At 45.5% G+C, this 22,493-nt stretch carries 15 protein-coding genes; 6 read left to right on the plus strand and 9 right to left on the minus strand.

Annotated elements, in window-relative coordinates; all coding sequences use genetic code 11:
* Window positions 1–124 precede the first annotated feature (124 nt).
* The 3 genes from BCOA_RS24095 to BCOA_RS24105 form a co-directional block, all read right to left on the minus strand.
* Complete coding sequence (locus BCOA_RS24095; protein ID WP_041818263.1) at window positions 125–949, minus strand: STAS domain-containing protein; 825 nt, start codon at window positions 947–949, stop codon at window positions 125–127.
* Window positions 950–1,192: 243 nt separating this feature from the next.
* Window positions 1,193–3,571, minus strand: a complete 2,379-nt coding sequence (locus BCOA_RS24100; RefSeq protein WP_041818266.1) for a phosphoketolase family protein — start codon at window positions 3,569–3,571, stop codon at window positions 1,193–1,195.
* Between the two features lie 146 nt (window positions 3,572–3,717).
* Window positions 3,718–4,443, minus strand: coding sequence for a GntR family transcriptional regulator (locus tag BCOA_RS24105; RefSeq protein WP_014096657.1), 726 nt, complete (start codon window positions 4,441–4,443; stop codon window positions 3,718–3,720).
* Between the two features lie 26 nt (window positions 4,444–4,469).
* Here BCOA_RS24105 and BCOA_RS24110 point away from each other — a divergent pair, with 26 nt between their 5' ends.
* Complete coding sequence (locus BCOA_RS24110; RefSeq protein WP_014096658.1) at window positions 4,470–4,730, plus strand: diguanylate cyclase domain-containing protein; 261 nt, start codon at window positions 4,470–4,472, stop codon at window positions 4,728–4,730.
* A gap of 38 nt (window positions 4,731–4,768) precedes the next feature.
* Here BCOA_RS24110 and BCOA_RS24115 read toward each other — a convergent pair whose 3' ends face one another.
* Complete coding sequence (locus BCOA_RS24115; protein ID WP_014096659.1) at window positions 4,769–6,232, minus strand: alpha-amylase; 1,464 nt, start codon at window positions 6,230–6,232, stop codon at window positions 4,769–4,771.
* A gap of 287 nt (window positions 6,233–6,519) precedes the next feature.
* Between BCOA_RS24115 and BCOA_RS24120 the strand changes: the two genes are divergently transcribed.
* The 3 genes from BCOA_RS24120 to BCOA_RS24130 all read left to right on the plus strand — a co-directional run bounded on the left by BCOA_RS24120 (window position 6,520) and on the right by BCOA_RS24130 (window position 10,171).
* The gene (locus BCOA_RS24120; protein ID WP_014096660.1) at window positions 6,520–8,724 is read left to right on the plus strand and encodes an MMPL family transporter; all 2,205 of its coding nucleotides are present in this window, start codon (window positions 6,520–6,522) and stop codon (window positions 8,722–8,724) included.
* A 278-nt stretch (window positions 8,725–9,002) separates the two neighbouring features.
* Entirely contained in the window at window positions 9,003–9,503 is a 501-nt protein-coding gene (gene queF, locus BCOA_RS24125) for a preQ(1) synthase (RefSeq protein WP_014096661.1), read from the plus strand.
* Between the two features lie 11 nt (window positions 9,504–9,514).
* Complete coding sequence (locus tag BCOA_RS24130; RefSeq protein WP_014096662.1) at window positions 9,515–10,171, plus strand: queuosine precursor transporter; 657 nt, start codon at window positions 9,515–9,517, stop codon at window positions 10,169–10,171.
* 511 nt (window positions 10,172–10,682) lie between these two features.
* Here BCOA_RS24130 and BCOA_RS24135 read toward each other — a convergent pair.
* Both BCOA_RS24135 and deoC read right to left on the minus strand, forming a co-directional pair.
* Entirely contained in the window at window positions 10,683–12,428 is a 1,746-nt protein-coding gene (locus tag BCOA_RS24135; protein WP_014096663.1) for an ABC transporter ATP-binding protein, read from the minus strand.
* Window positions 12,429–12,570: 142 nt separating this feature from the next.
* Window positions 12,571–13,275, minus strand: a complete 705-nt coding sequence (gene deoC / locus BCOA_RS24140) for a deoxyribose-phosphate aldolase (protein WP_014096664.1) — start codon at window positions 13,273–13,275, stop codon at window positions 12,571–12,573.
* Window positions 13,276–13,701: 426 nt separating this feature from the next.
* Here deoC and poxB point away from each other — a divergent pair, with 426 nt between their 5' ends.
* Entirely contained in the window at window positions 13,702–15,426 is a 1,725-nt protein-coding gene (gene poxB / locus BCOA_RS24145) for a ubiquinone-dependent pyruvate dehydrogenase (RefSeq protein ID WP_014096665.1), read from the plus strand.
* Between the two features lie 207 nt (window positions 15,427–15,633).
* Here the strand turns inward: poxB and uraA are convergent, their stop codons facing one another.
* Window positions 15,634–16,914, minus strand: a complete 1,281-nt coding sequence (uraA, locus tag BCOA_RS24150) for a uracil permease (protein ID WP_014096666.1) — start codon at window positions 16,912–16,914, stop codon at window positions 15,634–15,636.
* Window positions 16,915–18,281: 1,367 nt separating this feature from the next.
* Here uraA and BCOA_RS24165 point away from each other — a divergent pair.
* Entirely contained in the window at window positions 18,282–19,784 is a 1,503-nt protein-coding gene (locus BCOA_RS24165; RefSeq protein WP_014096667.1) for a DHA2 family efflux MFS transporter permease subunit, read from the plus strand.
* Between the two features lie 519 nt (window positions 19,785–20,303).
* On the opposite strand, the gene pepT is transcribed toward BCOA_RS24165, so the two are convergent.
* Both pepT and BCOA_RS24180 read right to left on the minus strand, forming a co-directional pair.
* A complete protein-coding gene (gene pepT / locus BCOA_RS24175; RefSeq protein ID WP_041817991.1) occupies window positions 20,304–21,536 on the minus strand; it encodes a peptidase T in 1,233 nt (410 codons plus the stop codon).
* 62 nt (window positions 21,537–21,598) lie between these two features.
* Window positions 21,599–22,393 (minus strand): glycosyltransferase family 8 protein, encoded by a 795-nt coding sequence (locus tag BCOA_RS24180; RefSeq protein ID WP_014096671.1) that lies wholly within the window; start codon window positions 22,391–22,393, stop codon window positions 21,599–21,601.
* Between the last annotated feature and the right edge of the window lie 100 nt (window positions 22,394–22,493).

The raw sequence follows: 22,493 nt of genomic DNA on the forward strand, positions 1-22,493 counted from the left end.
CCTTGGCTCATCGTTTTTTTACCCTGTTCCTATGAAAATAATCATAAGCGGGCGGTTGGGGAAACAGCAAAAAGGATGCAACGCTCTGTTGCATCCTTTTTGCAGTAGATTGATAGATTTTTCATCATTCCGGCATGAGTTCCAGTTTGGAGTGGATCGTTACATCATTAAAATCAATGCCCAATTGAATGGCAGTTTGTGCTACTTCCGGCCGGATGCCGGAAAGAATGCATTTTACCCCGATTAACCGCAGCGTCTCAATCAGCCGGAAAATTTGCTGGGCGACCATCGTATCGATGACGACCACGCCGGATAAATCAATGTACAGAAGGAGAACGCTTTTTTCTGCGCATTGTTCAAGGGTTTTTTCCAGAATGATTTTCGCACGGTTGGAATCAATTTCCCCGACAAGCGGCAGCAGCGCGGTATTTTTGCCGACCATAATGACAGGGGAACTTAGCTCTTTAATCGTTTCTTGCTGGGACTCCAGCCGCTTTAAGGAATAGTGGTGGTTTTCTTTCATAAACCAGATCATGACATGTTCGAATGTACGGATGATCGCCCTGCGCCAAAAATTCAATTCCTCATATGTATAATCTCCTTCGTGAGCTGCAACAAATGAATCGAACAGGTCGAGATACTGTTCCTGCGTGTGGAAGAACTCACGCAAAATGAAGTGGTTCGGTGTGGCAAGATGCTCTTCATCTTGTGCAACGCTCATTACCCACTTTTCAAAATGGTGTAAAAAGGTATCTTCATCTTTTAAAAACACTTCACAAAACTGGACGTGGAACTCGTGGTTCTGCTCTTTCAGTCTTGCAACCACTTCGGGGTCGGTGGACGCATAAACCCCCTGCACGCTGTTTTTGTCGAGAGATGCGTACCAGTCTTCCGTCAATTGCCATGTTTTTTCAAGGAAAAAATGATGCAATGCCTGTCTTAGCTCCATTTTATCACCCGCATGATGTAAGATTGAATTGATGGTCATGATCGTTTTCGCCATTTCTTGTCTTTCTATTTTAAAATAAAATTCTATTTATTGAAATAGAAATGTTGGATTTGGAAAAGAAAAAACCCGTTTTCTCTATAGAATGAAAAAACGGTGGGACACGATTCATGATGGTGTCCCGCCGTTTTATATTTCATTGGTTTTTTCAGCGGTTTCGATACGTCCGCCCGGTTTTTCTTGCTGTTATTTTATCGCTTGCCACTGCCAGTTTTCGATTTCCGGCAGATCTGTGCCTTCTTCGCGGATGTACGCATGATGTTTTTGCAGCATGCTGTCCATTTCGCTGATGAGGGCTGCGTGCCGGGCTGTATCAGGCAGGCTTGACACCACTTCTTTTACAAGGTCAAACCGATCCATCTGGTTCATCACGCGCATGTCAAACGGCGTTGTGATATCCCCGTTTTCACGGTAGCCGTGCACATGCAGATTGTGGTTTGCACGGTCAAAAAACAAGTCTTTGATCAGGCCTTCGTAACCGTGGAAGGCAAAAACAACCGGTTTGTCCTTTGTAAAATAGGCGTCGAACGCTTCATCCGAAAGGCCGCGCGGATCCAATGCCGGGCTTCTTAATTTCAAAATATCGAGCACATTGATCATGCGAATCTTCAATTTCGGCAGTTTTTCGTGCAAAATCGAAACAGCAGCGAGGCTTTCAAGCAACGGTTCTGTCCCGCATGCGGCAATGACAATATCCGGATTGCCGCCTTCGTCCGTGCTTGCCCAGTCAATGATTTTCAGTCCGCGGTCTGCCAGCTCTTCCGCTTCTTCAACGGTAAACCATTGCGGGCGTGGGTGTTTGGACGAAACAATCAGATTGATTTTCCCACGGTCGTTCAGGATTTTGTCAAATACAGCGAGCAGCGTATTGGCATCGGCCGGCAAATATTCCCGGATAAATTCCGGTTTTTTATCAGCCAGGTGGCCAAGAATACCCGGATCCTGATGGGTATAGCCGTTATGATCTTGTTGGAATACAGTGGAAGTGGCGACCACATTCAATGACGGGATATCCGCACGCCACTTTTGTTCTGCTGCTTTCCGCAGCCATTTGAAATGCTGGGTGATCATCGAATCGACGACACGCAGGAACGCTTCGTAACTTGCAAAGAAACCGTGGCGGCCGGTTAAAACATAGCCTTCCAAAAATCCTTCCGCCTGGTGCTCAGACAGTTGCGAGTCAATGACACGGCCGTCCGGTGCCAAAAATTCATCATTCGGTTCTTTGATTTTTCCCACCCATTGCCGCTTTGTGGCCTCAAATACTGGCGCCAGGCGGTTCGACATCGTTTCATCCGGGCCGAAAATCCGGAAGTTGCGTTTGGCTTCATTTTTTAAAATCACGTCTTTTAAATATGTCCCTAAAACGGTCATATCCTGCGCCATCTGTTTTCCATGTTCCTTGTTGTCCAGCGCATAATCGCGGAAATCCGGCAGATCAAGGTCTTTGATATGGAAGCCGGCATTGGTGGCAGGATTCATCGCCATTCGTTTGCTGCCTTTCGGGGCGATCTTGGCAATTTCCGGTCTCAGCCGCCCGTTTTCATTGAATAATTCTTCCGGCCTGTAACTTTTCATCCAGTTGATTAAAACATCGAGATGTTCCATATGGTCCTGGTCGACCGGCACCGGAATCTGGTGGGCGCGGAATGAATGTTCAACCGGCTTCTCGTCCCATTCCTTAGGGCCGGTCCACCCTTTTGGCGCACGGAAAACAAGCATTGGCCAAGCGGGGCGGGTGGTGTCACCGGTTTTCCGGGCATGTGACTGGATGGCTTGGATCTGTTCGATCATTTGGTCCATTACATACGCCATATCGCGGTGCATTTCTTCCGGGTCTTCTCCTTCAACGAAATACGGCCGCCAGCCGATCCCTTCAAAATAAAGCGCCAGTTGTTCATCAGACATACGGGAGAGCATGGTCGGATTGCTGATTTTAAAACCGTTTAAAAGCAAAATTGGCAGAACGGCGCCGTCCGTTACCGGGTTGATGAACCGGTTGGACAACCAGGAAGTGGCAAGCGGCCCGGTTTCCGCTTCCCCGTCGCCGACGACAACAGCGGCCATTAAATCGGGCTGGTCCAAAATGGCGCCGGTGCCGTGTGAAAGGGAATAGCCCAGTTCGCCGCCTTCATGGATCGATCCCGGCGTTTCCGGTGCCGCGTGGGAAGCAATGCCGCCCGGGAATGAAAACTGTTTAAACAGTCTCTTCATCCCTTCTATGTCCTGTGTTACATTCGGATAAATTTCAGTATAACTGCCGTCAAGATAAGAATTGGATACCATCACCTGGCCGCCGTGCCCCGGCCCTTCAATATAAAACATATTTAAATCGTATTTGTTGATCACTCGGTTCAGATGGGCGTAAATAAAGTTCTGCCCTGAAATCGTCCCCCAGTGCCCGATCGGTTTTGCTTTCAGATCAGAAGGCTTTACGGGTTCTTTTAATAACGGATTGTCTTTTAAATAAAGCTGGCCAACCGAAATATAGTTGGCTGCACGCCAGTATACATCTAAATTTTTCAGATAAGCAGGGGAGGAATAAGCGACTTGCGAAGCTGCCATTTCCATTTCAACCGTTTCCTTTCATTTATCATCTACGTTCATCATACCGCTTACACCTAAAAAATCAATCTTTTTACAAATTAATACGGTCCAAATTCGTGAAATTATGAACATATCATGTCTAAAAAAGCTGAAATGCATTCAGCCTACTCTGACACCGATACAAATGTATTGAACTTTAAATATTGATAGTGGAGCCGCATATGGGAAAACTCAAACGGCGTGCCGTTGTCGAGAAAAAAGATGCCTTCCATAATACCGACCGGTTCATGTTCTTTTAAACGCAAAAGTTCACGGTCCTTCGCGTTGGACGGTTCTGCAAAAATAGATAAAAAAGATTTCGTTACGGCCATATTGTGGACATCTTCCAGATAGTTGAAAATGGAGCCTTCAATGATTTCGGGCGTTAAATTTTGGACGATTTTTATCGGAATATAACCGGTCTCGATCATAAACGGATCCTCATCAAACAAGCGGAGCCGGCGTATTTTATAAACAAAATCATGGGGGTTCAAAAACAAATTCCGCTGCAATTCTTCTGTCGGCGGAATGACCTCAAAACAGAGCACTTTTGTGGCCGGCTTTTGGCCATACATGTGAAAATTGTCGGTGACACCGAGGTTTGTGCCTTCGTAATTAAAAATGGACGCGTTTTTTATATACAAAGGATTGATGAATGTTCCGGAACCGCGTTTTTTAAAAATAATGCCGTCGTTGGCCATTTTCGAGAGCGCCCGCTTAATGGAACTGCGGCTGACCTGATAGGCTTCACTCAGGCTTCGTTCATCCGGCAGTTTCATATCGGGGAACTGTCCGGCAAAAATTTTTTGTTTCAAATCATCGATAATTTGCTTGTATACGAATTGTGCCATGGCGTATCCCTTCTAAAGGTTTCTGTATGAACAGTTTACCACAGATTCTTTTTGGTTCAATGAATCACAACAGGCGCCAAGTTTTGACCGCGTTGCAAAACCGGATGGTGGAAGCGTTCAGCCGCCCGTTCCAAATCGGCCCCCACTCAATAGAAGCAACAGGCAGCATCGGGATCAGTTTGTATCCGGACCATTGCAGCGATGAAGAAACCTTGATTGCAAAAGCGGATGAAACGATGTACGAAATTAAAAAACGCGGCAAAAACAGCTATAAGCTGAAAGAATGAAATAAGCACCGTTCCGGAAGATGGAACAGTGCCCCTCCTTAGTTTTCATCCGTTTCCTGTACCCAGACAGAAACGCTGCCGCCGTTAACCGGAAATCCTGCATAGCCGTCTTCGCCAATTGTAACTTTTTCCTGCCGGTTGCCGGTAGCGTCCACCCAAACCTCGCCAGCGCGCTCTTTTCCGACAAGCATTCTTTTTTCGCCGTTCTCGCCGTTTGAGATGACGACGGCACAGCCGGAATGCGGCATTTCCGGAACGCCGCGGCGTACCCAGCCGATTGTGTTCGGATGGTCAAAATAATCATCCTGCTCGCCGTACGCTTTTTCCCGCCGGACAGATAAAAGCGGGGAAAGGGCGTCTTTTTTTCCGGGAATCGGATTGTCGCCGCCGATGCCGTACATATCCCCGTAAAAGACGCACGGATAACCGTCTTTCCGCAGCAAGATCAAAGCATAGGCGCTCTGTTTAAACCAGTCGTCCACCCATGATTCCAGCGATTCGTTCGGCTGTGAATCATGGTTATCGACAAACGTAACAGCATTCAGCGGGTGCGTTTGAACGAGTGTATCATGAAAAATCGTCGGGAGGTCAAACGCGCGCCCTTTTTTAGATGCTTCATGCAATTTATAATGGAGTGCAACATCGAACAAATCGATTTTAAACTGTACATGGTCGAGGTATTTTTGGCACGCTTCCAGCTGCGGATTCCAGAACTCGCCGACAAAATAAAAATGGTCTCCGCGGTGTTCCATTAAGGCAGCGGCAAAGTCGCGGATAAAGTCATGGTTGATATGCTTAATGGCATCGAGCCGGTAGCCGTCGCAACCGGTCGTATCGGCCAGCCATTTTCCCCATTCGATCATTTCTTTTTTTACATCCGGATGGTTGTAATCAATGTCCGCGTACATCAAATAATCGAAGTTTCCAAATTCGTTGTCGACATGCTCACTCCAATGCTTATTTTCCCCGACAATACGGAAAATGCCGTTCCGCCCTGTCCGGTTGTCGTAATCGACGCCACTGAAATGGGTATGATTCCACGTAAAATCAGAATACTTGCCTTTCCGGTTTGTAAAATTGAACTTTGTCCAGCCTTCTATTTCAAACGGTTCGGAAATTTCTTTGTTGCGGTCCATCGGGTCGACCTCCACCACTTGGAAAGATTCGGTTTCATCCGCGCCCGCTTTATGGTTCATGACGACATCGATATAGACCTGGATATCGTGCTCGTGGCAGGCGTTGATCGCTTCATGTAATTGCTGTTTTGTCCCGTACTTTGTCCTGACGGTGCCTTTCTGGTCAAACTCCCCGAGGTCGTAATGGTCGTACACCCCGTAACCATTGTCCATGTCTGACTGTCCTTTTGTCACCGGCGGAAGCCAGACGGCATCAATCCCGGTTTTCTTTAATTCAGGCGCCATTTCTTTCAGCCGGTTCCAATGGCTGCCGTCTGCCGGCGTATTCCATTCAAAAAACTGCAGAATCGTATGATTTCGTTCCAAGAAAAATACCCCTTCCAAAAGAACTAGGTTGATGCGTTTAGTATAAGTGAATGTGGAAAAATTTTCAATCAATTATGATTTTAAGCATGCCAAAAAGCGAATAGAACAAGGGCACTATTCCCGCTTTTTATCCGGAAAAACCTGTTTTTACAGGCAGGCTTTTCTTTCGCTTTCAAAAATACGGTTCAAATCCGGCTCCCGGCATGGGACTGCCCGCCCAATTTGGTTGTTTTGCCGTTTCATCTATTATAAAATAGTGATAAGTCTGTAAAAAGGGTGGGAAACCGATGAAGAATGTGCTGGAAAAGTTTACGGGAGCATGCGCCGGAAGGAGAGGGAGATGGGTAACGCTTGCTGTATGGATCCTGGCCGTGGCCGTTTTGTCTGCCGTTTTTCCGAATGTGAATAAAGTAACGGATAACAGCGCAGCAAATCTGCCGGCTTCAGCCATGTCCGCCCGGGCTGAAAAGGTGGCCGAAAAACAGTTTCCGGATGCAGGCACGCCGCTTCTTATCGCCTGGTACCGCGAAGGCGGACTCACGCAGCAGGATTACGGAACGATTGCTAAATTGTACGGGGATTTAAAGAAAAACCCGCTTCCCGCACAAAGTTTTATCCCACCGTACGAAAAAATGCCGCCGCAGGCACTAGGCGGGCAGGCTTCAAAAGACGGCACTACGATGGTTACGCCGGTATTTATGGAAAAAAGTGCAGGAACGGATGAACTCGCTGATAACTTGAAAGAATTGAAAAAGAGAGTGACATCCCTCGAATCGAAAGCCGTTTTGAATAAGAAACTGGCGGATACCGGCCTGCATGTCCGCTTCACAGGGCCTGCGGGCATATCCACGGATGCGGTGTCCCTATTTAGCAAAGCGGATATCACCCTGTTGATTTCTACCGTGCTGCTTGTGCTAGTGCTCTTGATTGTATTGTACCGGTCGCCGATTTTGGCGCTTGTTCCGCTTATCGGTGTCGTATTTGCTTATGGGGCAATCGGGCCGATATTGGGTTTTCTTGCAAAAGAAGGCATCATTACAGTGGATTCCCAGGCCACTTCGATCATGACTGTCCTCTTATTCGGGGCCGGCACGGATTACTGTTTATTTCTTGTTTCGAAATACCGTGAATGTTTGCTGGAAGAAGAAGATAAGATAAAAGCGCTGCACACGGCCATCCGGCATTCAGGCGGCGCGATCATGGTCAGTGCGATTACGGTCGTGCTCAGCCTGTTCACATTGCTTTTTGCGCACTACGGGACGTATCAGCGGTTTGCCGTTCCGTTCAGCCTTGCCATTTTTATCATGGGCATTGCTGCATTGACACTGCTGCCGGCGCTGCTTTCCATTTTAGGCCGGGCTTCTTTCTTTCCGTTTATCCCGAGAACAGAACAAATGGCCCGCGCCCTGGAAGCGAAAAAAGGGAAAAAGATCCGCCGTCATGCTGCGCATGGGAAATGGAGCCGGAAAGTGGGAGAAGCGGTCACAAGAAAGCCGTGGCTGATCATTGTGCTGAGCGTCATCATTCTCGGCGGGCTCGCTTCCTTCGCACCTAAAATCGCGTATACGCAGAACTTGATTGAGTCGTTCCCGAAAGATATGCCATCGCGTGAAGGCTATGAAATCATCGCAGACCATTTTTCGCCGGGCGAGCTGGCGCCTGTCCAGGTAATCGCAAATACGGAAGGAAAAGGCGCGAATGTAAAGGCAGCGCTTGAAAAACTGCCGTTTGTTGACACCGTAACCGGGCCGCAATACGGGAAAAAAAATAAACAATATGAATCTTACAATGTAAGATTAAAAGATAACCCGTACAGTGAAAAAGCAATTCAATCCATCCCGATGATACAAAAGCAATTGCAAAAGGCCGGCCTGTCCAAAAACCAAATCTGGATCGGCGGCGTTACCTCTTCCCTTTATGATACGGCAAAGGTGACTGAAAGGGATATGAAGGTCATTGTCCCGTCTGTCATTTTCATCATTGCCATTTTGTTGCTGCTGTATTTGCGGTCACTCGTTGCCATGGTTTACTTGATTGTGACAGTTCTGCTTTCCTATGTGGCGGCATTGGGCGCAGGCTGGCTGCTGATCCATTATGGGTTGGGCATTTCTGCCATCCAGGACCTTATTCCGCTCTATGCATTTGTATTTCTTGTCGCTCTTGGGGAAGACTACAATATTTTCATGATCTCGGGCATTTGGAAAAACAAACAGCATTTGCCGCACAGGCGCGCGATTGCCCTTGGCGTAACAGAAACAGGTGCCGTCATTACCTCAGCCGGGCTGATTTTAGCCGGAACGTTTGCGGTTTTAACGGTGCTCCCGATCCAAATATTGGTCCAGTTCGGCATTGTAACCGCGATTGGCGTTCTGCTGGATACCTTTGTCGTCCGCCCGCTGCTCGTGCCGGCGATTACCACCGTGCTCGGCCGCTATGCCTTCTGGCCGGGAAAATTATTTGCGAAAGCGGAACCTGTAAAAAGTGAAGACTGATCGCTTTTATTTCGAATGAATGAAAGATTCTCTCGTTCAAAGGGTTTACAGGCGCCTCACCATTTTCTAAAATGGTAAGGAACACCTACCCGACCGGGAGAGGTATTGAACAGTTGCATAAGCATGAGGTTCATAGCAAACCCTCTATAAAAAACTATGGATAAATGGATCAAAAAGCCATGTCCATACGGGATGTGGCTTTTTTCATCTTATTCTGGCACGGGTCTGCGCCTCTCTTGGAAAAAATGAGGGGAACATTTTTGACAGGAGGTTTTTTTATGGCTGGAAGAAAACAAGAAGAAGGATTGCAGGACTTAACGTTGCTCGGCAACCAAAAAACAAGATACCCGGCGGATTACGATCCCGGGGTATTGGAGGCGGTTGACAATCTGCATGCGGACCGTGACTATTTTGTAAAATTCAATTGTCCGGAATTTACAAGTCTGTGCCCGCTTACCGGACAACCGGATTTTGCAACCATGTATATTTCTTATATACCGGACAAAAAAATTGTCGAAAGCAAATCTCTGAAACTGTATCTTTTCAGTTTCCGCAACCATGGCGATTTTCATGAAGACTGCGTCAATATCATCATGGACGATCTCATCAAGCTGCTTGATCTCCGCTACATTGAAGTGTGGGGAAAATTTACGCCGCGCGGGGGTATTTCCATCGATCCGTGGTGCAATTACGGGAAGCCGGGCACCAAATATGAAGACATGGCCCATTTTCGCCTGATGCATCACGATCTGTATCCTGAAAAAGTGGATAACCGGTGAGGGGGATACAGATGAATGCATACTTAAATGGCATGTTTGTCGGGCTGCTGATTTTATCGAATATCATTTCTGTGAAGCTGTTTCATATTGGCGATGCGATTGTGCTGCCCGCTGCCGCCATCATTTACATTTTTACGTATCCCCTTGTTGATGTTACAGTGGAAGTTTACGGGAAAAAGGCGGGCCGGGCAACGGTCCAGGCAGGTTTTCTCACCCAAATCCTTGCCCTGGTTTTTATCGTGGCCGCCATCCATCTCCCGGCTGCCCCTTCTTTTCAGCACCAAGATGCCTTTAAAACGATTTTAAGCGGCAGTTTCCGCGTCGTGTTGGCCAGCCTGATTTCGTATTGGGTCAGCCAAAATCTCGATGTTTTTGTATTTCATAAGCTGAAAACAAGGCACGGCAGAAAAAAACTGTGGCTGCGCAACAATGCTTCCACGATGTTCAGCCAGTTGATCGATACGTCTATTTTTATCGTGATTGCTTTTTACGGAACGGTGCCGCCTGGGATGATTGGAACGCTGATTCTCACCCAGTATATTTTTAAATTTGCAGCTTCGATCATCATGACCCCGGTTGTCTATTTGCTTGTCGGCCTGATCCGCAAAACCCGGAGCGAAAATGGGTTGCAAACCGTCCCGGAAGCAGTGGAAAAAGGAAACGCATAAAACTTTACACGAACGGAAGTGGCTTCTTTTGTGCCCGGCCTGGTCGGGTATGAAAGAAGCCGCAACTGTTTCCGGCGAAATTAACGGGTTGCGAATGCCGATTTACCGATAAAAAAATCTTCAACCAGAAACGAAATGTTGCAACATAAAAAGCAACACATACCTATCTTGCTAATTACCAGAATGAGGAAAAGTCACGACAATCAGCGGGACAACTATTGCCCAGTATGAATATGACGAAAACGGACTGCGGAACCAAACGAACACTACTATGATAAGGGCAACAATTTGTCCATGAACGTGGTATTATAGTTGGAAAATGAGGAAACAAGTATGCTTTATATAAAATTGGTTAAAAAATCATTTTAGCTCACCATTTAGCTCCAGCTGCCTACACAGAGGCAGCTGGAGGATTATATTTGGCTTGGGAGAGAAGCAGATCCTAACATTTTTGGGAATAAGGCAGATGCGAGAACTTTTTCATTTTAAACTTCTATTTTTCTTTCGAAATTCAGGCTTGATTCTTATTCAATCCTTGATGCTGAATCAAATTTCTATAATAAGCGTTGGTTTGATATAAAGTCTCATGACTGCCATCACCAGTTATTTTACCATTTTCCAATACCAAAATCCGGTCTGTATTCATGATGGTTGATAAACGATGGGCAATTAAAATGACGCCCACATGTTCAGATAAATGTTTCAAAGAATCTTGTAATAAATATTCAGATTCTGAATCTAAATTGGCGGTTGATTCATCCATTAGTATAAAATCAGGTTTTCTTAGAAAAGCCCTGGCAATTGCAATTCTTTGTTTTTGCCCGCTTGATAGACGATTCCCGTACTCCCCTATCTCGCTTCCATATCCATCAGGAAGTGCTAATATAAAATCATGTGCATTGGCAAGTTTTGCTGCATGAACAATTTCTTCTTCCGTTACTGATGATAAACCATAAGTGATATTATCTTTTACCGTGCCGTCAAAAAGTTGTGAATCCTGTGGTACATAACTAAAGGACTGTCTCCATAATCCCGGCTCCACTTCTCTAAAAGAAACATGATCTAAGTACATTTCTCCTGATTGCGGTTCATAAAAGCGTTCAATAAGATTAAAGATTGTTGATTTTCCAGCCCCACTTTCTCCGATTAATGCAACGATCTCTCCTTTATTGACATGAAAAGAGATATCTTTTAAAACTTGCTCCTCATGATAAGAGAATGTAATATGAGACAATATTAAGGTGTTAAATGAATTTTTATTCTTAACGGAATTTGTTAAGAAGTGATCAGGTTCAACATCCTCATTTAGGATTTCAAAAATCCTTTTTAGAGAGCCTTTTGCTTCCTGATAAGATGTAAAAAACATATTGATATTTATAAATGGGGCAATCACTTGGAATAAGTAAATAATAAATGCTACTAATTTTCCAATTGAAATATCCCCGTTGCTGACCCGCAAGGCCCCTAATCCGACAACTGAAATGAGTAATAAGAAACCAAATGTACCCAGAAATGGACCAATAACAGCATTAAGAATCGAACTTTTAACTCCCAGTTTGTAAAGTGAATAAAATTTATCTTTCCCACTTTGCAACTCTTTTGTTTCGGCTCCAAATGACTTTACTATTTTAATATTCCTCAATATTTGTGAAGAGAACATTGTAAGTTCAGATATTCTGTCTTGTGATTTGTAGGCAATCTCCCCAAAACGTTTACCAAATGGAATAATAATAAAAAGGGATAGCGGGACAACAATAATGAGAGCAAGCGTCATTGGAATATCTAAAAACAACAAAATGACGATAGAAACACAGAGCGTAAAAAATGAGGATATTAGATCAACCATCTCATCCGTTACAATCGACGCTACAGTAGTTGTATCATTTGTTAATCTACTCACAAGCTCTTCAGATTTATTTTTCTGGTAGTATTTCATGGGCAATTGTAATGTTTTATTCCACAGTGCTTCCCGTAGATTAAATATTACTTTTTCTGCAGATACGGAAAGTAAAAATTGTGAAATTGAAGATGCCACACTCTCTAATAATGAAAAGGCAATAATCCAAACGATCAGTTTGATGTCTATATTTGATTTTAACTGATCAATTAATCTTTCAATAAGCAGAGGGACAGTAAGACTGATCACACATCCCAAAAGGGAAAGAACAGATGCTGAAAAAAAGAGAATCTTAGATGGTTTAGTTGTCTTAATTATATCTACGAACGAAAGGCTGCTTCCGTTGTTATTATCATTCATATATTTAAATTGTCTCCTTTTTAAATATACGGATAGTTTAGAAATAAATCTCTAATGAACTAAAAGGAGCATATCTTTTTTAAAGGATGGCTTTAAAAAAGATATGCGAAATGAATCTATAACTAAGGCTCTAGATTTACCATTATTCGATCGTCATCACGCCATCTGTTTCTTTTGTCTGGAGACTGGCCATGATTTGTACGCCTGACCTTGTGCCGATCCGTTCGGCGCCTGCTTCAATCATTGCCAGGAACGTTTCAGCGTCGCGTATACCGCCTGCAGCTTTCACTTTTACATCGTCCCCGACAATTTCTTTCATAAACCGGACATCTTCTATTGTGGCCCCGCCTGTTCCGAACCCGGTAGAAGTCTTAATAAAATCGGGCTTTACCTTTCTGGCAATCCGGGCCAGCGCCTCGATTTCATCTTTTTCCAAATAGCAGTTTTCAAAGATCACTTTTGAAATGACACCTTCTTCCCTGCAAATGTCCGTAATGGTTTCCATCTCTTTTTCGATATAACGGTAGTTCTTATTTTTTACTTCGGACAGATTCACGACATAGTCAATTTCGTCTGCCCCGTCTTCGATCGCATCTTGTGTTTCGAACACTTTGGTTTCAAGCGTGGTCTGCCCGAGCGGAAAAGAAATGGCTGCGCCGACATGGATATCTGTACCCTCCAGCAAGTGTTTGCAAAGGGCAGTTTGGACGGAGTTAATTGCCACCATTTTAAAATGGAACTGCTGCGCCTCCCTGCAAAGTGATTCCATTGCCGCTTGATCCGCAAACGGTTTTAAATTGGTATGGTCAATCATTTGTGCCAGCTGGTCAATTGTATAACGTTTCATATTCTTCATTCCTTTCATCATACATCAATACCATCATAACGCAAATTGCATGAAAAAGGGTTTGTCTGTTTTGCGGACGCGAAAAAATGCAACCGCTTTAAAAATGTGTATTAATATCTTTTGCATATGGACTAATACAGTTTTGTGCAAAACAAGCATTTTATAAATTTTTTCATGCAAAAACCTTGTTTTCACCGCATATATAGGTTTAATATATAAATGTGAACTTTTTATGAACAAATATAGTACAGATTCATTTTTTACTATAACAGTTTGTATGCCAAATGCCGAAGGGTGCAAGAACAGCGGAGAAAGAAGGGATCATTGGCCAGGTTTGCCGCAATGCGGATAAAGGAATTAGGAGATTGAAAGCCGGCATTTAGGGGATACTAACGAAAAATAAATGGAAAAGAAGGGGATTGACAAATGGCAAAAACGATAGCGGATTTGCTGATTGATTCATTATTAAATGCAGGTGTAAAAAGAATTTATGGGATCGTCGGGGACTCTTTAAATGCAGTGCTCGACTCCATCCGGCGTTCCGGGCGGATTGAATGGGTCGGCGTGCGCCATGAAGAAGTGGCCGCTTTTGCAGCCGGCGCAGAGGCTACCTTAAATAACAGCATTGCGGTTTGCGCAGGCAGCAGCGGCCCTGGAAACTTGCACCTTATCAATGGGCTGTATGACTGCAACCGTTCGCGTGTGCCGGTATTGGCGATTGCCGCCCATATTCCGAGCAGTGAAATCGGAAGCGAGTATTTCCAACAAACACGGCCTGAATTGATTTTCAAAGACTGTGCGCATTTTATTGAAACAGTACAACGCCCGGAACAAATGCCTTTAATGGTAAATATGGCGATGCAACAGGCGGTCGCAAACCAAGGCGTTTCCGTTCTTGTTTTGCCTGGTGATGTTGCAGGCCTGGATGACAACGTAGCAGTGCCGCAAGTACCGGTCCATGTTGCCAAACCGGTCGTGAAACCGTCAGAAGAAGATTTAACACAGCTTGCTTCTTACTTAAACGACGGGAAAAAAGTAACGCTGCTTTGCGGTGCGGGTTGCCAGGGTGCCCATGACGAAATTATGGAACTGTGCAACAAACTGAAATCGCCAATGGTCGTTGCACTGCGCGGTAAGGAGTTTTTGGAATACGATAATCCTTACTTTGCAGGGTTGACAGGCTTGATCGGATATTCTTCCGGCTATGACGCCATGATGGAATGCGATACGCTGCTGATGCTCGGCACAGACTTCCCGTACCGCCAATTCTATCCGAAAAACGCAAAAGTGTTGCAGGTCGACATCCGTTCCGAACATTTGGGACGCCGGACACCGCTGACACTCGGCGTTGTCGGAGATGTAAAAGATACAGTTGAAGCTTTGCTGCCAATGATTCAGGAAAAAGACAACAGCAAGCATCTTGAAAAACATGTCAAAGCTTATCAAAAAGTAAGAGAAGATCTCGATGAATTGGCTGTTGGCAAACCGGGACGCAAACCGATCCACCCGCAATATTTGACAAAACTGGTCAGTGATCTGGCAGATGAAGATGCTATCTTCACTTGCGATGTGGGTACACCAACGTTGTGGGCAGCACGTTATGTGCAAATGAACGGCAAACGCCGCCTGCTCGGTTCATTTAACCACGGTACGATGGCTAATGCGCTTCCACAAGCGATCGGCGCGGCTGTTGCACAACCTGGCAAGCAAGTTGTTTCGCTCAGCGGGGACGGCGGCCTGTCGATGCTGATGGGTGACATGTTAACGCTCCGCCAGCATAAGCTGCCAGTTAAAGTCGTTGTCTTTAACAACACGGCATTAAGCTTTGTTGAACTGGAAATGAAAGCAGCCGGCTATCCGGAAACTGGAACAGGCCTTGACAGCCCGAACTATGCAGCGATTGCTGAAGCGATGGGCATGAAAGGGATCCGTGTGGAAGACCCAGCTGATCTGGAAGGGGCACTCCGTGAATCATTCGAACATGACGGACCGGCCGTTATTGACGTTGCCGTAAACCGCCAGGAATTGTCCTTGCCGCCTAAAATTACGTATGAACAAGCACACGGCTTTACGCTGTGGATGCTGAAAGCCGTATTAAACGGCCGTGCCAATGAATTAATTGATTTGGCTAAAACAAACTTGATTCGATAATCAAAAATAAGCCCGGTATCCGTATGGGAAACCGGGCTTTTTCTTTTAAACAAAGGTTTTTTCATATTTTGGAGTGGTGTTTGTGGCTGCTATAAGCTATCGGAAAAGCGGGCCGGGCAAATGGTATGCGGGCTCTCGCGCACCCCGTCCAATATTACAGAAGGGGCGTCCCATCCGCCAGTTTCCGGCTTTTGGGGCGCCCCTTATTTATTCGTTTTCCAAATGGAGCACGTTCAGCAGTTTAAAGAACAGGCTTACGATAATGGCAACGACTGTTGCAAGCCCCATCCCGCTTAATGAGGCGGTGCCGATATTGATCGTTGCGCCGCTTAAGCCAACAGCGAGAACAAGGCAGGTGAGAATCAAATTTTGCGATTTTCCGTAATCCACTTTTTGTTCGACCAGCATCCTGAGTCCGCTTGCCGCAATGACACCGAACAAGAGGAGAGAGATGCCGCCCATAACCGGCTGCGGAATCGATGATATGAGCGCCGCCAATTTTCCGCAGAAGGAAAGGATAATGGCGAGAACCGCAGCGCCGCCGATCACCCATGTGGAGTAGACACGCGTAATCGCGAGCACACCGATATTTTCACCGTACGTCGTATTTGGTGTGGCACCGACAAAACTGGACAGAATCGTGGAAATGCCGTTTCCGAGCAAAGACCGGTCAAGCCCAGGGTCCTTGGTTAAATCTTTTTTGACAATATTGCCTGTGACGATTAAGTGGCCGATATGTTCCGGAATGATGACGAGCGCTGCCGGCACGATCATCATGATATCGGACCAGTTCAGTTTGATCGGATAGTACGTCGGCAATGAGATCCAGGCTGCTTCCTGGACGGGTTTGAGGTCGACAATCCCGAATGCCAGGGAAATCAGGTAGCCGCAAATGATCCCGATTAAGATCGGAATGATTTTAAGAAAGCCGCGCAGGGTAACCCAGCAGACCACTGTAATTGCAAGTGTTAATAAGGAAACCGTGATGGTATCAGGGTCCGGGCTCCAGTGTTTTACGGAAGCATCCGTCTGGACAAGGCCTGCCATCTGTGCCGCAGTCGGGACAAGCTGGAGCCCGATCACGGCCACGATCGCGCCCATTGCAGCAGGCGGAAAGACAACCTCAATCCAGCCCGTGCCGGCAATTTTAACGATAAGTGCAATGATGACAAGAATAATGCCGACTGCAAGGAATCCGCCCAATGCGTAACTGTATCCGGTAAGGCCCGCATGTTTTGCAAGAACGGCAAATACCGGCGAGATAAAAGCAAAGCTGGACCCGAGATAGGCCGGGATTTTTCCTTTTGTGATCAGGATATAAAGTAGCGTCCCGATCCCGTTCATGAATAAAATGGTCGCAGGATCAATTTTAAACAGGACAGGAACGAGAACGGTTGAACCGAACATGGCAAACAAATGCTGAAAACTTAGCGGCAGGCTTTTGAGAAAAGGTAGTTTTTGGTTAACTTGAATTTCATGCTGTTCCATATTTCTCCCCCTCAATGGATTGGTAAAATGCGAGGCAGGGGTTTTCCAGGAAGTGCCCTTTTGGCAAAAAAAAGCACCTTGCCCGAATGAAAGCAAGGTGCATGGAAGTGCACATTTATCCGGAACCTTGCCAGCCTCACGGGACTGTTTTAAAGGCATTCATTCATCTTTTGTCCTTGCTATTATGGCAGTTCCAACCGGGTTTGTCAATTCTTATTTTGCATTTGCCAGCTTTGGGACCGCGGGTGCGCCAAGTATTGTCACCACCGCGCCCCTCTTTCCAGATGCTTTATCGGGTCTGGTTCTGGTTATTTAGGGCTTGCTGAATAAGAAAAATTCCTAGCTTTGGCAAAAATTTAAGTTTGCATTTGAAAGCTGATTCAATGTATAGAGAAGACAGAATCACGCATTTTCGTCGACGAATTCTTCTATATTTTGCTGACAAATGAGTGCAAATTCAGAATCGGATTCGTTCAGCAAGCCCTAACATAGACGGGCTCTATGTGAAGGAAGGCCATCTTTTTTCGTGTTTCCTTAACGTAGCCGGGCTCTATGTGAAGAAAGGTTTTCGTTTTTCCTCGCTTTCTTAACGTAGACGCCCTCTATGTTAAGAAAGGGCCTCGTTTTTGCTTGCTTCCTTAACGTAGACAGGCTCTATGTGAAGAAAGATTGCCTTTTTTCCACGCTTCCTTAACGTAGCCGGGTTCTATGTGGAGGAAGGCCTTCGTTTTTGAGCGTTTCCTTAACATAGATGGGCTCTATGTGAAGGAAGGCCGTCAATTTTCCACGCTTCCTTAACATAGCCGGGTTCCATGTAAAGGAAGGCTTTCGTTTTTGCTTGCTTCCTTAACGTAGACGCATTCTATGTTAAGAAAGACCATCTTTTTTTCGTGTTTCCTTAACATAGCCGGGCTCTATGTGAAGGAAGGCCTTCAACTTTCCACGCTCCTTTAAAATCTTAACATACTGTGATCGCATTTTGATTTCCATCATTGATATTACATCTGTTAATCGCGAAACCAGCCCTGTTAAAATGCTCCCCCGCTTTTGCTTGTCTTTGATTGCAAAAAAGATTGATTACCGAATGTAACGGTAATTCTACCCGGTAAAATTTTGATGGGCAGCGCTTTTTCCGCAATCGCACTTTGCCCTAATTAAGTAAACTTTTCTCTTGACTTCAGGCTTAAAATGAATAAAATAGTTAGAGTACCGAAAGTTTACCCTCTCTAAATAATCGAAACGCTTTCTTTCTCCCGCTTGAGTGGCGGGAGTTTTCTTCAAAACTTCTGCCAAAAGAAAACCATCTGCATTTCCGGCATAGTTCCGGTATACAACGTTTACACTAACATCATGAATGGGGGATTGGAATGGAAACAATGAATACAAAAAATAGTTCTATCAGGATTGTCCCTTTTTTTGCGGTGATGATGGCTGGCGCACTGGTGGCGTTTTTAAACCAGACGCTGATTAATGTTGCCCTCCCGCAAATTATGAATCATTTACACATTTCCGCTTCTACGGCAAACTGGCTTTCTACGATTTACATGCTCACAAACGGGATTGTCATTCCGGTCACGGCGTACCTTATGAGCCGATTTACAACAAGACAGCTGTTTTTGTTTTCCATTGGGCTGTTTGCGGTGGGGACGCTGATTTGTGCAGTCGCACCAGGGTTTTCTGTGCTGCTCATTGGCCGGGTGGTCCAGGCGGCCGGAGCGGGGATTATTTTTCCGCTGGTGACAAACGTCATTTTCGTGCTATTTCCACCTGACCGGCGCGGTTTTGTAATGGGGATTTTCGGTGTCGCCATGAACTTTGCACCGGCAATCGGGCCGACGCTTTCCGGGTGGATTGTGGAAAACCACTCGTGGCGGACACTGTTTTTCATTATTTTGCCGATCGCAATCATTGACTTGATCTTCGCTTTTGTTTTTGTAAAAAATGTGACGGAAACGAGCCGGCCGAAACTTGATAAAATCGGTGTTATTTTGTCTTCGCTCGGTTTCGGCGGTATTTTATACGGATTTTCAACCGGCGGCACGAAAGGCTGGGACAGTGTGGAAGTAATGACGACGCTGGCAGTCGGGGTGATTGCTTTCGGCTTGTTTGTCTGGCGCCAGTGGGTCATAGACCATCCTATTTTGGAATTCCGCATTTTTCGTTATCCGGTGTTTACGTTAACGATGGTGATTAATATTATTGTGACGATGGCATTGTTTTCGGGTATGATTTTAATGCCGATTTATATGCAAAACGTGCGCGGTTTCTCGCCGCTTATGTCCGGGCTGATGCTTTTGCCGGGCGGGGTCATCATGGGAATTATGTCGCCGATTACAGGTCGGCTGTTTGACCGCTATGGTGCAAAATGGCTTGCTTTAATCGGGCTTGCCATTACCATTGTGACTACTGTTGCATTGACCCGTCTGAAATTGGATACCTCTTTTACTTATGTCGTCACTATTTATACGATCCGTAGTTTCGGGATTTCTATTTTGATGATGCCAATCTTTACGGCCGGGTTGAATGACCTGCCGCTTGCGATGAATAAATACGGCACTGCGATGGTGAACACCTTCAGGATGGTAGCAGGCGCTGTCGGGACGGCCTTTTTTGTCTCGGTCATGACGAATAAAGGGATTGCGCATACGAAGGATATTATGGTCTCCAGTCAAATTTCCCCTGCGGATAAAATTCATGCGGCGCTTGCTGCAAGGCAGGGAACGGTGATGGGGATCAATGATGCCTTTATGGTTGCCACCTACCTGGCTGTGATTGCCTTTATTCTTGCTTTCTTTATCCGGAAAACCATCCCGCGCGACAGCCTTCCGGAAAATACAGCCCAGCAGGTAAAACCGATAACGGAATCATAATCAAAATGCGGTGTCCTAAAGCCGGCAGTAGCTGGCGAAAGGACACCTTTTTATCTTGTCCAACGGCATGAAAGAGGCCTGCCTTTTTATTCTGGTGCAGCGGGGTGTTCAAACTAGCCCTCTCTGAAATGATTTTAAAATCTCTGCAAATGCCTGTTTGGTTTTGGTGGAAAAATATAAATAGGGCTTGCTGAACGAATCCGACGCTGAGTTTGTGCCCAATTTATCTGCAACCTCTGTCTCAAAATATAGAAGAATCCATTTGCGAAAAGGGGTGATTTGATCTTCTCCGGACGTTGAATCGGCTTTCGCGTGCAGGCATTTCCCTGGATTTGTTGTAAACCCCTTGCATTTAATGATCGCCAAAGCTGTCAGCATCCTTTCCAAATCTAGGAATTTCGCTTATTCAGCAAGCCCTAAATACAAAAAAACCGTTGGAAATTCACCTATTCCAACGGTTTTATTCGTTTTTGGCTTTTTTAAAAGCCCTAGCAGTCGAAATATCGGCCGCTGTTTTGTTTACGTTCTTGCTTCAAAACGTTTTGCAATTTCGACAATGACCTGGACGGCTTTTTCCATTGTTTCCACTGAAACGTATTCGTATTTGCCGTGCATGTTTTCCCCGCCGGCAAAAATGTTTGGTGTCGGTAGCCCCATGTAAGACAGCTGTGATCCGTCCGTGCCGCCGCGGACAGGAGAGATAACCGGTTCAATGCCAAGGCTCTTCATGGCATCATGCGCAATATCGACAATTTCTTTCACCGGTTCAATTTTTTCTTTCATGTTGTAATATTGGTCGGCCAACTCCAGCGTAATATTTTCTTCACCGTATTTTTCTTTTAAGCGGTTGACAATCGACTGGAGGTTTGCCTTTTTTGCCTCAAATTTTTCGCGGTCGTGGTCGCGGATAATGTAATACAGTTTTGTTTGCTCGACATCTCCGTGGATGGACAGGAGATGATAAAATCCTTCATAACCTTCCGTCCGTTCCGGTACCTCATCCTCGGGCAGGAGGCTGTGCAGTTCCATCGCAATTTTTGCCGAATGGACCATTTTCCCCTTTGCACTCCCCGGGTGGATATTATTGCCGCGGACCGTAATTTTGGCGGAAGCGGCGTTAAACGTTTCGTATTCGAGTTCACCGAGCGGGCCGCCATCCATCGTATAGGCAAAATCGGCACCGAACGCTTTCACATCAAATTTATGCGGCCCTCTGCCGATCTCTTCATCCGGGGTAAAAGCGACTCTGATTTTGCCGTGTTTGATTTCAGGGTGCTTAAGCAAATAGTCCATGGCCGTCACAATCTCCGCCACGCCGGCTTTGTCATCGGCGCCGAGCAGGGTCGTGCCGTCCGTTGTAATCAAAGTTTGGCCGATATAATTTTTTAAGTTCGGGTATTCATCCGGAGACAGGACAACCCCTTGTTCTTTGTTCAAAACGATGGCTTTCCCGTCATAGTTTTCGACAATCTGCGGATTGACGTTTTTCCCTGTAAAATCTGTCGCCGTGTCGACATGTGCCAAAAATCCAATTACCGGGACTTCTTTATCGGTATTGCTTGGCAAAGTGGCAAAAAGATAGCCGTTTTCATCCAGATGGACTTCTTCCATGCCGATTGATTCCAGCTCATCGCGAAGCATGCGGAGGAGTGTCCATTGCCCGTCAGTAGAAGGACAGGTTTCACTGTCTTCGTTAGACTGGGTGTCCACTTTCACGTATGTAGTAAATCTTTTCATTAACGCTTCTTTCATCATCTTCACTCCTCATTTTTAGTATGTCTATATTTTACCAAACCCAGCCCAAAAGCTTGTATTTATTCGCAATATTTTTGGTAAAAAGTGCCGAGCGCGTATTTATAATTCGGGTGCCACGGTTTGTCTTTTCCGCAATAATGGATAAATACGGTGTGTTTTTTGATCGACTCTAAATCTTGTTTTTTGATTAGCGCGGCACGTTCAAAAAACCGGGCATCATAGTTATACCGGTAGCTTTCGGCAGGTTTTATTTTGTTCCAGAACAAGGCATTGAATACGTCCTGATCGGGTAGGAGCAGTTTCAGTTTATTTTCTTCAATGAATTGAAAGATCTCCTCCACTTTAACATGCTGCCGGATCAGTTCCAAATTCATGAGAAGAACGCCGGTGTTAAAATATCCTTTTGCATTCGGTGTCCGCAGGCGCATTTTATTGATCAGGCGGGCCTTTTTTGCCGAGTGTTCATGTTCGCATGCAATAAAAAAATGCCCTTCAAAATCTGTATAATAAAATGCGGAAGCAGGGTTGATACAGACAATGTCAGGATCGAGGTAAAGAATTCTGTCAAGATGCGCCGGCAAAAACAAGTGGGCAGTAAGCCGGTAGTACATTTCTGAAGTGTAATGCCTGAGGACAGGCGCATCTTTAAACAGATCCGGCGGAATCCGGATCGGGAAAAAATGGTGTCCTTTCTCTTCAACATAGTGATGTAACTCGGAAAGCTTTTCTTCAGAAATGGTGGAATGCAGCAGGTAGATCGAAAACGCTTCTTCAGGATTGTTTTGGACAAGAGAGTTTATTAACACTTTTAGGGGAGGAAGGTAATTTTCATTTAATGTAACAAGGATATTCATGGCTTTTCCACCTTTTGGCTGTAGTTTCAACTACTTCCATGATACAGGTTTCTTTTTCCGCTAACAATCCTTTTGGGTTCCGGGTATGGGCCTTTTTCAT

The sequence above is a fragment of the Heyndrickxia coagulans 36D1 genome (genome assembly GCF_000169195.2).
Classification (GTDB): Bacteria; Bacillota; Bacilli; order Bacillales; family Bacillaceae_C; genus Weizmannia; species Weizmannia faecalis.